This window comes from Candidatus Velamenicoccus archaeovorus (assembly GCF_004102945.1).
GTDB classification, from domain to species: domain Bacteria; phylum Omnitrophota; class Gorgyraeia; order Velamenicoccales; family Velamenicoccaceae; genus Velamenicoccus; species Velamenicoccus archaeovorus.
On record NZ_CP019384.1, the window covers coordinates 249610 to 262759 of the forward strand.

The 13150-nt window shown below is 54.8% G+C and carries 11 protein-coding genes, 1 tRNA gene and 1 pseudogene; 12 read left to right on the plus strand and 1 reads right to left on the minus strand.

Annotation, left to right across the window (positions count from 1 at the left end):
- The first annotated feature begins 115 nt into the window (after positions 1-115).
- On the plus strand, positions 116-2083 hold the full coding sequence (locus tag BU251_RS00680; RefSeq protein WP_164908792.1) for a tetratricopeptide repeat protein: 1968 nt from the start codon (positions 116-118) through the stop codon (positions 2081-2083).
- A gap of 83 nt (positions 2084-2166) precedes the next feature.
- On the opposite strand, the gene BU251_RS00685 is transcribed toward BU251_RS00680, so the two are convergent.
- Positions 2167-2520 carry an exosortase system-associated protein, TIGR04073 family gene (locus tag BU251_RS00685; RefSeq protein ID WP_128698996.1) on the minus strand — a complete coding sequence of 118 codons (354 nt, stop codon included), beginning with the start codon at positions 2518-2520 and terminating at the stop codon, positions 2167-2169.
- A 187-nt stretch (positions 2521-2707) separates the two neighbouring features.
- Here BU251_RS00685 and BU251_RS00690 point away from each other — a divergent pair, with 187 nt between their 5' ends.
- The 11 genes and pseudogenes from BU251_RS00690 (at position 2708) to BU251_RS00740 (ending at position 12815) form a co-directional block, all read left to right on the plus strand.
- Entirely contained in the window at positions 2708-4633 is a 1926-nt protein-coding gene (locus tag BU251_RS00690) for an ATP-binding protein (RefSeq protein ID WP_128698997.1), read from the plus strand.
- Positions 4626-5015 carry a response regulator gene (locus tag BU251_RS00695; RefSeq protein WP_128698998.1) on the plus strand — a complete coding sequence of 130 codons (390 nt, stop codon included), beginning with the start codon at positions 4626-4628 and terminating at the stop codon, positions 5013-5015. Before BU251_RS00690 ends, BU251_RS00695 begins: the two co-directional genes overlap by 8 nt.
- Before the next feature lies 1 nt (position 5016).
- Entirely contained in the window at positions 5017-5421 is a 405-nt protein-coding gene (locus tag BU251_RS00700; protein ID WP_128698999.1) for a protease inhibitor I42 family protein, read from the plus strand.
- Between the two features lie 157 nt (positions 5422-5578).
- Entirely contained in the window at positions 5579-7249 is a 1671-nt protein-coding gene (locus BU251_RS00705; RefSeq protein ID WP_164908793.1) for a TolC family protein, read from the plus strand.
- Positions 7246-8097: an HlyD family secretion protein gene (locus BU251_RS00710; RefSeq protein ID WP_128699001.1), complete on the plus strand. Its 852-nt coding sequence runs from the start codon at positions 7246-7248 to the stop codon at positions 8095-8097. Before BU251_RS00705 ends, BU251_RS00710 begins: the two co-directional genes overlap by 4 nt.
- A 1-nt stretch (position 8098) precedes the next feature.
- A pseudogene (locus BU251_RS00715) lies at positions 8099-8788 on the plus strand (ABC transporter ATP-binding protein); the annotation flags it as partial.
- A 37-nt stretch (positions 8789-8825) separates the two neighbouring features.
- Positions 8826-9779, plus strand: a complete 954-nt coding sequence (locus BU251_RS00720; protein WP_128699003.1) for an ABC transporter ATP-binding protein — start codon at positions 8826-8828, stop codon at positions 9777-9779.
- Entirely contained in the window at positions 9776-10912 is a 1137-nt protein-coding gene (locus BU251_RS00725) for an ABC transporter permease (RefSeq protein WP_128699004.1), read from the plus strand. The genes BU251_RS00720 and BU251_RS00725 overlap by 4 nt, the downstream gene beginning before the upstream one ends.
- A gap of 7 nt (positions 10913-10919) precedes the next feature.
- On the plus strand, positions 10920-12047 hold the full coding sequence (locus BU251_RS00730; protein WP_128699005.1) for an ABC transporter permease: 1128 nt from the start codon (positions 10920-10922) through the stop codon (positions 12045-12047).
- Positions 12048-12096: 49 nt separating this feature from the next.
- Positions 12097-12327 carry a hypothetical protein gene (locus BU251_RS00735; protein WP_128699006.1) on the plus strand — a complete coding sequence of 77 codons (231 nt, stop codon included), beginning with the start codon at positions 12097-12099 and terminating at the stop codon, positions 12325-12327.
- Positions 12328-12742: 415 nt separating this feature from the next.
- A tRNA-Lys gene (locus BU251_RS00740) sits at positions 12743-12815 on the plus strand.
- The last annotated feature ends 335 nt before the right edge of the window (positions 12816-13150 follow it).

Genomic DNA, 13150 nt, shown 5'->3' on the forward strand with positions numbered 1-13150 from the left:
TCCGCTTCGGCCTGGCTGAAGCCAGGCCGAAGCGGACCTCTCGAGGCGTATGAGGCGTCGGGAATTTTTTCGGTATGCGCTTGTTTCGGCAGGTGAGATTTTAGCGGAGCGGCAAATGTTTTTATCTCAAAAAAATCCTTCCGGCAGACGTTTTATTTTTTTCATTTGTTGCTTTGTTTTTTTCGCCTTCATCTTTTCCGTCTATGCCAGGGTGTTGTCCGCTCCTTTCCTTTGGGATGACGAATATCTTATAGGAAATAATTCCGCCTTGCGGAGCGCCGGAGGGCTCCTGAAGGCCATGGCCTCGGACCTGGGCGCCTGCGCGGGGGAGAAATGGAATTTTTTCCGTCCTCTCCAGCTTTTTTCTCTTGCCGCGAATTATTCTTTTTGCGGCCTTGACCCCTTTGGTTATCATGCAACGAATGTCCTTCTTCACGGTCTGACGTCTTTTTTGCTGGGACTTCTTTTTTGGGTTCTTTTCCGTCGTCTCCTGCTGGCGTGTCTTGCGGGGTTGTTTTTTTCCGTGCATCCGCTGCATACGGAGGCCGTCGCCTATATCTCGGGTCGTGCCGATATCCTTTCTTTGTTTTTTATCTGCCTCGCCTTGATCTGTTATCTTCAGGGATTGTCCCTGAAAGGTTTCGTTTATGATGCGGGTTTGTTTTTTTCCTTCGTCCTGGCGCTTCTCGCCAAAGAAAGCAGTCTGGTTTTCCCGGTCTTATGCCTCATCACGCACGTCGTCACCACGGCAAGACCTTCCTGGAGAAAACTGTTTTGGATGCTGGCGGCGGTTATTTTCTATGCGTCCGTCCGTTATCTTGCCCTGGGGATCCCCGGTTTGAGCCAACACGGTGCCTTGCCGTTTATGCAGAGATGCGCCGGATTTTTTGCCGCCGTCGCAACGTATGCGCGTCTCCTGTTTTTCCCCTGGCCGTTGCATATGGAATATGGGCTCAAGGTCTATTCTTTCAGGGACCCTGTTGTGATGGCAGGGGTGGGTGTTTTTATAGGACTTGTGGTTTTATGCCTGTCTGCGGTAAAAAAGCGGCCGGTGATTTTTTTCGGGTGTTGCTGGTTCTTGGCCGGTCTTTTGCCGGTTTCCAATCTCATCCCCTTGAATGCCGCTATAGCCGAGCACTGGCTTTATCTGCCGTCGGCGGGGTTCTTTCTGGTGGTGGCTGCCTTGTGGGATGGCGCTCTTGACGCGGCCCCGCGGCGGACGGCAAGGCGTATCGGTCTTTGGGCGGCGGCGGGATTACTCGTCATCTGTTATGCGACGATGACGACATTCCAGCTCGGCTATTGGCGCGACCCGCGGTATTTCTATGAGAGGACCCTTGTCTATGCGCCGGACAGCCCCAGGATTTATAATCAACTGGGTATCCTTGATATGAGAGAGCAACGTTATGAAGAGGCGAGGCAGCTTTTCGAGAAAGCGCTCCGGATGTCGCCGCGGTACGCCAAGGCTTATAATAATCTCGGCCAGTACTATAGACAGACAAAGCGGCCGCGGGAAGCCCTGGATTTTTATTGGAAGGCCATCGCATTGAAAGAAGATTATGCCCCTGCCTACAATAATCTTTGTCAGGCCTATGCGGATTTGGGCCGGTATAATGATGCTTTGCCGGCATGCCGCCGGGCCTTGGAGCTTGATCCGGATTCGCCGGAAGCGCTCAGCAATATGGGAGGAGTCTATTATCGTCTGGGTGAAAAATTGAAGGCGCAACAGTACTTTGTCAGGGCTGTTGAAGGCGGCCTGCCTTCACCCGAAGCCCTGAATAACCTTGGCGTTCTGTTTTTGGAGAAGGGAGACTATGCTTCCGCCGAGAATTTTTTGAGGGAGAGTTTACGTCTACGGCCTTTAGATGCGCAGACGCATAACAACCTGGCCATGGCGCTGGTTTTTTCCGGCCGGCCGCGGGAGGCGATCGGGCATTTTGAGCGGGCCATTGCCTTGGATCCTTCCTCGAGCGCGACATGGGTCAATCTGGCTTTGATCTATACCCGGCTCAAGGAATTCGAGAAGGCGGCTTTTTGTTATCAGGAGGCGCGCAAGCTCGGCCATGAGGATCCAACTCTTTGATTTTTATCCCGCACCACCGTTGTGGAAGCCAAAAAAAGGCGCCCTTTCCAGGGCGCCTTTTTTATTTCGACGGCAGATGTCGGTTATTTGCTGCCGGTTTTGTCTGCTTGTTCTACCTGATCGAAAACGTAGTCCGGGTGATACAGAGGTTCATAATCTTTGGGGATAGCGGCCGGGAACGTCAGCACATCCCAGACGCCCGATCCTGTGCGGACAACGGCCTGGACCATGCCTTTGAAAAATCCGGCAAAGATGCCCACGGCGGCATTGTTGCTTTCTTTCCATTCCTGTCCGATCGTTTGAGGTACTTCGAGGAAACCCGTTGCGACATTGGCGATACCGCGTGCCAATTTATCACCGGGGGTCTTTGCCATGGCAGGCGTGGCCAAGCTCAAGACAAGAGCGCAGACAGCAATCAACCTTACTGCATTTCTCATGCGTCCTCCTTTTCGACAGCGTCCTCTCGCCCCATGCGGAGGAATCTTCTTTTTAAGCTACCATACTGTCTTGTGTATTGTCAAGGGAGTCTTTTTGAGGATTTTTGGTTCCAGCGGGTGTATAATATAAATAAAGGTTGTCGACCGTCCGCGCTCTGTTGTGCCGCGACGCTTACCAGCGTGACCTATGAGCATCCGAAAGAAGTTTATCGTCTTCATCGGCCTTTCCATCATTACCATCCTCTGCACAGCTTTTCTCTTGGGATATTTTTATCTTTATCTCCCCCGGCTCGAAACCATCGGTTCTAACCAGGCCCGTGCTGCGCAGCAACTTGCTTATGCGCTTAGCGCGATCATTGATGAAAGAGTTCGGGATTTCCCCGCGCTTCTGGCTTTCAGGGGGTATGGAGACGTCCTTGCCGTCGCCAACAGCCGTTATCGCGATATCAATCCCGAAGAGATCGTCTCCCAGATGCAGGAGATCGACAAGAAGTGGTCCCGGATCACGCAGGATGGTTCCTACAGGCAATATCTCAACAGGGATGTGAGCGACGATCTGCACCGGTTGCAGAAACAAGACAGCTATATGATCGGCGAACTTCTCTTGACGGACGCCCATGGCGGCCTGGTAGCGGCATCCGGAAAGACAACGGACTATTATCAGGCCGATGAAGAGTGGTGGCAGAAGGCGGTCGCCCAGAAAGGAAACGTCTATGTGGGGGAGGCGGAATATGACGCCTCCAGCGGTGTTTTTTCGGTTCCTTTGGCATTTGCCTTGAGGGATACGGAACGCCATCTCGTCGGCGTCTTCAAGGTCGTTGTGGATATCAACGCCTTCTTTTATATCCTGGTAAATTATGAAAAACAGGAGGATGTCAGTATCACGTTGTTGAACAGCCGCAACGAGATCCTTTTTCATGCCGGCGTCCAGCCTTTGAGCCGCAGCTTGCCTGAATTTGAGGCCATGGAGAAGAGCGGCCGCAAGTGGATGATCGTCAATGATTCCAGTTTTCGTGAGAGGCCGGCCGGCGTTTTTCTGGCTTATGCCGATGTCGTGCATCCGTGGTTTGTGGTCAACGGCCTGCACTGGAAGGTTATTATCATCCAGGACAAAGACATGATCATGCGGCCGCTATACCTGTTTTTGCTGCGTTTGGTCCTGGCGGAGGGGTGCATGCTGGCGCTTCTTCTTGTTTTCGCCTTTATCTTCGGGACCATGACGGTCAAACCTCTGGAGAAGCTCAGCCGCGGCACGGAAGTGGTTGCGGCCGGAGACCTGGATTACCAGGTAAACATTCATTCGGGAGACGAGGTTGAACGTCTGGCAAAATCTTTTAACAAAATGACGCAGTCGTTGCGGCAGACGAACCTCAAAAGGGAACAGGCCGAGGATAATCTGAAGAGGGCCCTCAAGATCAAGAGCGAATTTACCTCGACGGTCTCCCATGAGCTCAAGACACCCTTGGCCGCCATCAGGGAGGGGGTCCAGTTGGTCGTCGACGGCAGCTTGGGACCCGTGAACGCCGAACAGAAAGATTGTCTTCAGATCGTCAAGGGCAATATTGAGCGGCTGGTGCGGTTGATCAATGATATCCTTGATTTTCAGAGGCTGGAATCGGGGAGGATGGCTTTTGATATGAGGCCGAACGATCTCCACGCCTTGATCCGGGAGGTCGTCCAGACGATGGCCTTCTCGGCCCAGAAGAAGGGGCTGGACCTCTCGATGCGCTTGGGGCCCGGACCTCTCGTTTGTCTCTTCGACCGGGACAAGATCGCGCAGGTCTTGAGCAATATCCTGAGCAACGCCATCAAGTTTACCGAAAAGGGAAGCGTCGTGGTCTCTGCGTCCAGCCGCGGCCCCCATGTGTTGGTGTCCGTCGAAGACACAGGCATAGGCGTTAAGCGGGAAGATATCCCCAGGCTTTTCCAGCGGTTTGCCCAGATCCAGGAAAAGGGATATCGCAAGACCGGCGGGACAGGCCTTGGTCTGGTCATTTCGCGAGAAATCATCAAGCATCATCAGGGCGACATCTGGATCGAGCCAGGAAAACACCAGGGCGCGGTCGTGTGTTTCACCCTGCCATTACAACAAAATCCCTCTGCCCATGCCTAAGAAGATCCTCATTGTTGATGACGAAGCGGATATCCAGAAACTGGTCGGCCTGCGGTTGCGCAAGGCGGGCTACGACGTGGAGGTGGTCGGCAGCGGCTTGGCTGCCATTGAGGTCATCAGGCTCCAGAAACCGGACTTGATCCTTTTGGATCTCCGCTTGCCCGGCGTCGATGGTTTCAAGGTATGCCGGCAGGTCAAGGAGGACCCGGCCCTGAAAAAGACCCCCGTCATCATTTTTACGGCCATCCATCCCGAGACGATCATACAGCAAATCAAGCAGTGTCAGGCTGACGATTTCATTCTTAAACCGTTCCAATCCGACGATCTTTTGGAGAGGATACGCCAATGCCTGGGGGAGAAACAGGGCGCCGCGGGAGAGTGATATGAGACGTCTGTCCGCCGTACGCGGGATAGGGTTGCTGTTTTTTTTCTGTTTTTGTTCGCATGTGTTCGCTGCCGGCACCGATGCGTCCGCCGGCGGCCGGACGGTGACGACAAAAGTGGGGGAGGTCTTTGTGATCGCCCTTGATGCCAACCGGACCACAGGGTACCAATGGGTCTTGGCGCGCCCTCTCAACGAGAAAAAGGCCGAATTCATCTGTAGTAAATACAAGAAACTGTCGGACGGCCGCGCCGGCGAAGCAGGGGAGGATTTGCTGCTCTTTAAGGCCTTGAGTCCCGGCAAGATAAAGATCTATCTCAAATACGTCCGCCTTTGGGAGAAGGATAAAAAACCGGCCCGGAAGGCCGTCTACACCGTGATCATCCGGCCGCTGCCGGCGGCATGACCGTGCGTTCCCTTTTAGCATCTCTCCTTCTGACCGCCTTTTGTTTTTGTTGAGTCCGAATAAAAAATATTCCTTGCCTTTTGTATGCGCATAGATATAATAATATGCATAAGTATATGATTATATGTATTTGCATACAAGAGAATATCGTCCTGCCATGATTGAATTGACCAAAAACAAGATCCGTCTTCTGAAACTCTTTTATACCCATCCAGACGAAGCGTTCTATATGCAGCAGATCGGGCGCATGCTCGGCAAGAAGCCCGGCGTCTTCCAGAGGACCATCAATGGCCTGGAGAAGCAAGGGGTCCTTGTTAGCGAATACAAGGCCAACGCAAGGTTCTTTAAGGCCAATACCAAGTCGCCGGTCTATGCCGAACTGCGCGAGCTGGTGATGAAGTATGAGAAGCTTTTCAAGAAAGGCTTTGGCGCTTTTATCCTTCTTGGCCTCGCTTCGTGGCTCGCATGCGCGCCGGCGCAGGCAGCCAACACCAAAGAGTCGGCCGGGCGCGGGGCGATGACCATCGACGGCGCCATCTCTACGGCTTTTGCCAATAACAAGAACATCCTGATCCAGGAAAAAGAGGTGGAGGCGGCCAGGGCCCAGATCCTGGATGCCCGGAGCGCTTTTATGCCGCAGGTGAACGTCGAGGGCGGCTATAAGCGCGTCGGCTCCGTCCCCCAGGCCAATGCTGCCATCTCCGGCAAGAAAGATTACGGCGTTTATGTCGGTTACGAGAATGATAATCAGTGGGGTCTGGCCGTCGACCAGTCCCTCTATACGGGCGGCGCCAACACGGCCAATTTGAGGCAGCAGCAATTGGGCCTCAAGGTCCAGGAAGAGACGCTGCGGGCGCTTAAGTTGGATGCGGCGTTTGAGACCAAGAGATTGTTTTTCGGGTTGCTGCTGGCCTATGAGATCGCACGCATCGCCCAGGACCTGCTCGACCAGGCCGCGGCCCATTATGAGGATGTTAAAAAGAAATATAAGGAAGGCACGGCGTCGCGTTTCGACCTTTTGCAGTCCAAGGTCCAGGTGACAAAGGTGATGCCGGAGTTGATCCGTGCCAAGAACGCCATCCGCTTGAGCATGGCCGACCTGAACAAAGAACTGGGCCTGGGGGTCTATGATCCCCTGGTTGTCGACGGCAAGCTTGTCTATCTGCCGGTCGCCATCACTGAGGAGGCGTTTTTGGCCAAGGCCTACATCCACAGGCCGGAGATGATCATCAAGCTTTTGGGCATCGATATCGCCAAGTGGTCCATCAAGGCGGCCCACGCCGGATACCGTCCCCAGGTGAATCTGAGTGCAGACTATTACTACCGTTCGGACGACTATTCCGACATGTTCAATCAGCGCCACAATAATTGGGATGTGGGCGTCTCCGTCCGCGTCCCAATCTTCGACGGTTTTTCGTCATTGGCCAAAGTCCGGGAAGCCAAGGCCCGTTACGCCCAGTCCCAATTGAGCCAAGAGGATGTGGCGGACCAGACCGCCCTTTTGATCCGCCGGGATTGTCTCAATCTCCGTGAAGCCCAGGCGATCATCGATTCCCAGAAAGACAATGTCTCCGAGGCTAAAGAGGCCCTGCAGATCGCGATCGTCAGCTATGACAACGGCGTTGGCACGAACCTGGATGTTCTGGATGCGCAGGTGTCTTTGGCACAGATCGAGCAGACCCTGGCTGAAGGGGTATACGATTATATGATGGCGCAGGCGGCCCTGGACCGCGACACGGGCAACCTGTCCGCCGAAGAAAAGATTTCAGATGACAAGAAACCGGACGTGCCCGGCGAAGTTCCGGCCAAAGCGGAGAAAAAAATATGAAGATGCCGAATATCCCGAAGAAAATCAAGATTGTTGTCCTTGTGGGCGTTGTGGCGTTGATCGCAGCCCTGTCTTATCTTTACGGCGTTACCCAGCAGGAGAGGAACGCCAGGCTCCTCAAAGTCTCCGGCACGATCGAGGGCGACGACGTCCGCATCTCTTTTAGGGCCGCCGGCCAGATCCTGGAGCTCCTGACGGATGAGGGCAAGGTCATCAAGGAAGGCGATATCGTGGCACGCCTGAATACCGATGAGTTGACCAAGGTCAGGGATAATGCCAAGGCTACGCTCAACGCCGCCGAATACCAGTATTCCCTGGATAAGCTGGATTATGTCCGCGCCGAGAACCTTTGGAAGGCCGGCTCCATCTCGACCCAGAAACGCGACGAGGCCAAGACCAAGAACGATTCGAGCCGCGCCAACGTCGAGAAGGCGAAGGCGGACCTTGAGCTGGCAGAGACCCGCCTTGGGTTTGCCGAGCTCGCCGCACCCTTGAACGGCTACGTCCTGGTCAAGAGCGCCCTTGCCGGCGAGGTGGTGCAGGTCGGCGCGCCGGTCTTTACGGCCATAGACCTCAACAACATCTGGGTGACCGCCTACATCAACGAAACGGACTTAGGGAAGGTCAAGCTCGACCAGGAGGCCTACGTGATGACGGACACCTACCGCGGGAAAAAATACAAAGGCAGGGTCTCGTTTGTCTCCAGCCAGGCCGAATTCACGCCTAAATTCATTCAGACGACCACCGAGCGGGTCAAGCTTGTCTACCGCATCAAGGTCCGGGTGGACAACTCGAGTCTTGAGCTGAAGCCCGGCATGCCGGCGGACGCCTATATCATCCTCGAATGATATGATCACCATCAGGACGCAGAACCTGACCCGGAAGTTCGGGGACCTTGTCGCTGTGGACAACCTGAACCTGCAGGTTGAGGAGGGCGAGATCTTCGGCCTCGTCGGCCCCGACGGCGCGGGCAAGACCACGACGATGAGGCTTTTGACCGGTATCCTGGACCCGACGTCCGGCGAGGGCTGGGTGTATGATAAGCACATCGTCAAGGAAGCCGAGCCCCTCAAGGAAAACATCGCCTACATGTCGCAGCGCTTCGGCCTTTATGAAGAGCTGACGGTCCTGGAGAACATCAATTTTTACGCGGACGTCTACGGCATCGAAAAGGCCCACCGGCAGGAGACGATCGACAGGCTCTTGGGGTTTTCGGGCCTCCTGCCGTTCAAGCAGAGGTTTGCCGGTAAGCTCTCCGGCGGCATGAAACAGAAGCTGGGCCTGGCGTGCGCGCTGATCCACACCCCGAAAGTCCTCTTCCTCGACGAGCCCACCAATGGCGTCGATCCCGTCTCGCGCAGGGATTTCTGGAAGATCCTCTACGACCTCCTGAAGGAGAAGGTGACGATTTTTTGCTCCACGGCCTATCTTGACGAGGCCGAGCGCTGCAAGAGGGTGGGGATGATCCATAAAGGCCGGCTCCTGCATTGTGAAGAGCCGGAGAAGATCAAAAGACAATGGAACGCCAAGACGCTGGAGGAGGCGTTCATCGCCATCATCAAGGACGCCGAAAAACATGAACAGCGCGCCTGATATCATCGTCAGCGTCCGGGATTTAGAGAAGAAGTTCGGCAGCTTCACCGCCGTCAACAAGGTGAATTTCGAAGTCTGCCGCGGCGAGATCTTCGGGTTCCTGGGTCCCAACGGCGCCGGCAAATCCACGACCATCCGCATGCTCTGCGGCATTTACGCCCCGACGTCCGGCTCGGGCACTGTGGGCGGCTTCGACATCATCAACGAGCAGGGCAAGATCAAGGAAAACATCGGCTACATGTCCCAGAAATTCTCCCTCTACGACGACCTGACCGTCGAGGAGAACATCGATTTCTATTCCGGCATCTACAACATTCCTCACGACAAGCGTAAAGAGAGGAAGGAAGAGGTGATCCGGCTGGCGGGCCTGGAGGATTTCCGCACGCGGCCGACCAAGGTCATCTCCGGCGGCTGGAAACAACGCCTGGCTCTGGGCTGCGCGCTCATCCACCATCCCCGGATGCTTTTTTTGGACGAGCCGACGTCGGGCGTCGACCCGATCACGCGCGCCAACTTCTGGGCGATCATCAAGGACCTGGCCAACAACGGCGTCACGATCTTCGTGACGACGCACTACATGGATGAGGCTGAGAATTGCGACCGCATGGTCCTGATCTACCACGGTACGATCATCGCCATGGGCACGCCGGCCGAGATGAAGACCAAGTTCATGAAGAACGACGTCCTGGAGATCGTCGTCGGCGCCGCGCAGGACTGGATCGACGGGCTGGATGCGCTTGAGACGGTCAAGGAGGCGGCGCTTTTCGGCGCCAATATCCACGCGGTCGTCTATGACGCCGCCAAGGCGATCCCGGCCCTGAAGGCCTATCTGGCGTCCAAAGGCGCCGACGTCGGGGACATCCACAAGATCATGCCGTCTCTCGAAGACGTCTTTGTTTCGGCCATCGAGAATTACGACAAGGAGCATGCATCGTGAACTTGAAAAGGGTCAAGACCATCGCCTGGAAAGAGTTCGTCCAGATCAAGCGCGACCCGCGCTCGCTAGCCCTGGCGCTGGGGATCCCGATCTTTCTTCTGGTCATCTTCGGCTACGGCCTTTCTCTGGACATCGACCGCGTGCGCACCGTCGTCTGGAACCAGGACGCGTCCTCCAAGGTCACGCGCGACTTTCTCCTGAATTTCAAGGACTCCAAGTATTTCAAGATCGTCGCCTACACGGACAACTACAGGGACATCGAATACCGCATCGATTCCGGCGATGTGATGCTGGCGCTCGTCATCCCCAAGGATTTCTCGCATTTTCTGGAGGCCGGCAAGACCGCGCCTTTGCAGTTGATCGTCGACGGCAGCGACGCCAATACGGCGACCATCGCCATGAATTACGTGCGCTCGGTGGTCGCCCAGTACAACGTCAACCTGATGACGAGCGCCATGGAGAGCCGCGGGATTGCGCCGCAGCGGACGGTGGACGCCCGCACGCGGGTCTGGTACAACATGGGACTGACCAGCACATGGTTCATCGTGCCGGGCGTTATCGCCATGATCATCATGATCATCTCGGGTTTGGTCACGTCTTTGTGCATCGCGCGCGAGTGGGAGAGGGGCACCATGGAACAGCTGATCGCCACCCCCGTCAAGGCGCCGGAGCTGGTTTTCGGCAAGTTCATCCCTTATTTCTGCATCGGGTTCTTCGATCTGATCGTCGGAGTGCTCATGGCGCGGTTCTTGTTTGCCGTGCCGTTCAGGGGGAATTATCTGACGCTGGTGTTCTTGAGCGCCCTGTTTTTGACGGGCGCCTTGTCGCAGGGGATCTATATCTCGGTCGTCGCCAGGACACAGCTGATGGCGAGCCAATTGGCGAGCCTGACGACGCTCATCCCGACGATGTTGTTGTCGGGTTTCATCTATCCGATCTTCAACATGCCCAAGGCGATCCAGGCCGTGACGTATTTTGTGCCGGCCAAATACTACATCGTCATCCTGCGGGAGCTGTTCCTGAAGGCCGGAGGGCTTAGGGTCATGTGGGATGAGGCGACGTTCCTTTTCCTGTTCGCCTTTCTCATGCTTTTTTCGGCCATGAAGCGGTTCAAAAAGAAGGTCATCACGTAAAACGCTTATGTGGGAACGCGCCAAATCCATCTTCATCAAGGAATTCAAGCAGATCTTCCGGGATCCCCGGATGAAGACGATCATCTTTATTACGCCGCTCATCCAAATCATCCTCTTTGGTTATGCCGCCAATAAGGACATCAATTTCGTCCCGACGGCGATCTTCGACAGGGACAACACCAAGGAGAGCCGCGAGCTGTTGCGCGACTTTACGTATTCCAAATATTTCGTCCCCAAGTATTTCATCGATACCGAAGAGGCCGAGAACCTTGTCTTGGACAAGGGCCAGGCGAGTCTCGTCATCCGCATCGACCGCGGCTACGGCCGCGACCTCGAAGCGGGCAAGGACGCCCAGATCCAGCTGGCCTACGACGGCACGGACTCCAACACGGCGATGGTGGTGATGGGCTATGCCAACACGATCATGCAGGATTACCAGTACAACCTTCTCAAGCAGGAAGCCCTGGAGCGCGGCGGCATCAAATACGCCCCCGGCGTGGACCTGCGCGACCGGGCGTGGTTCAACGGCAACCTTATTTCGCGCAATTATTACTTGCCCGGCGTCATTGCGATTATCGTGACCATGATGTCTTTGCTTTTGTCGTCCATGGCCATCGTCAAGGAAAAGGAGATCGGCACGATGGAGCAGTTGATCGTCAGCCCCTTGCGGCCCATCGAGCTGATCTTGGGCAAGCTTTTGCCTTTCGGCATCATCGCCCTCGTGCAAGTTGTCCTGATCACCGCGCTCGGCGTCCTGTGGTTCCGCATCCCCTTGAGGGGGAATTCTTTGTTGCTGCTGCTTACCACCTGCATCTACTTGTTCACGACCCTGGGGATAGGGCTTTTCATCTCGACGATCTCCTCGACCCAGCAGGAGTCTATGATGTCGGTCTTTCTCTTCTATCTGCCGACGGTCCTGTTGTCCGGGTTCGCCTATCCCATTGCCAACATGCCCCAGGCCATCCAGATCTTTACCTACCTCAACCCCTTGAGGTATTTTATGATCATCATCCGCGGCATCTTTTTGAAGGGCGTCGGCATCACGGTCCTCTGGCAGCAGATGGTGCCGCTGTTGTTCATCGGGATGTGCGTCATCGTCTTGAGCACGCTCCAGTTCAAGAGGAAGATGGGGTAGGCTCCCGTCCATCCCGCCATGGCCTTTTTTTGGGGGCGCAAGGTGGTTCATGGATGGGAAAAATGGGACCAACTCCAAGAAAGGAAGGGGAGAGATGAAAGGGCTCAAGCTTAAGATTTTTCTTAAGATCTTGCTTCACGGCCTTCTGATCTGGATTTACACGTATTTGCTGGCGGATTTCGCCCTGAAGAACAATTATCCCAATTATGTTTTCGGCATCTTTGTATTAGGGGTTGGTCTCGGTTATTTCATCGCCAAGATCAGGTTTGAAAAAGAGTGACGGGACGTCAAGTGAATTTTCTTTACACCCCGTTTGAAATCTGGTAATATTTAGCCCTGTTTTGGGGCAAACTCCGTTAGAAAGAACCCCGTCCTTTCTAACGAAAAAGCCGCCGCGGGGCTTGTTTCGCACAACCGCCTTAAAACAATTCCACCCTTGGGTTGGCTTTTTAACGGGGTAAAATAAAGAGGGAGTTTTGGGCCGCCCTTCGCAGAGCGAAGGGCTTTGCTCAGGACGTAAACATTTTGGAATAACCTCGATGTGTCCAGAGGACGCAAATAGAGGTACAATCTTGGGCCGCTAGCTCAATCTCGAGCCATGTTTTTTGGCGAAGATCCGCCAACGTTTTAGTGGCGGAGGTAGAGTTGTGGTATATTGGGGGAGAGGGTCATAGATAAGTAGCAAAGCATTATTCGGGCCGCTAGCTCAATCGGTAGAGCATCTGACTCTTAATCAGGGGGTTGAAGGTTCGAGTCCTTCGCGGCTCATAAATTTTTGCGAAGCAAAAATTACCCCGAAGCCTGCGCAGAAAATTTTTGCCGACCCGTCATGGCGAAAATTTGCAAGCGCTTAGGCGAGGGGCCAGAGTCAAGCCACACGATTTCGTGTGGCTTTTTTGTCGGATTCGAATACTGGGGGGTGGGTGAGAAGAAGCCCCTTGCCAAAGTCGCTCGTAAATTTCACGCGCAAGCACCAGAGACGCACGTGAAATTCACTTCGCCGTCTGCGGGGTGATTTCGCCGGAGGCGAAATCAGAATCACTCGCTTCACGTGTTTGATTGAAGCTCGGCTTCGATCAGTTGCTTGAGAAGTTTATCCAGGT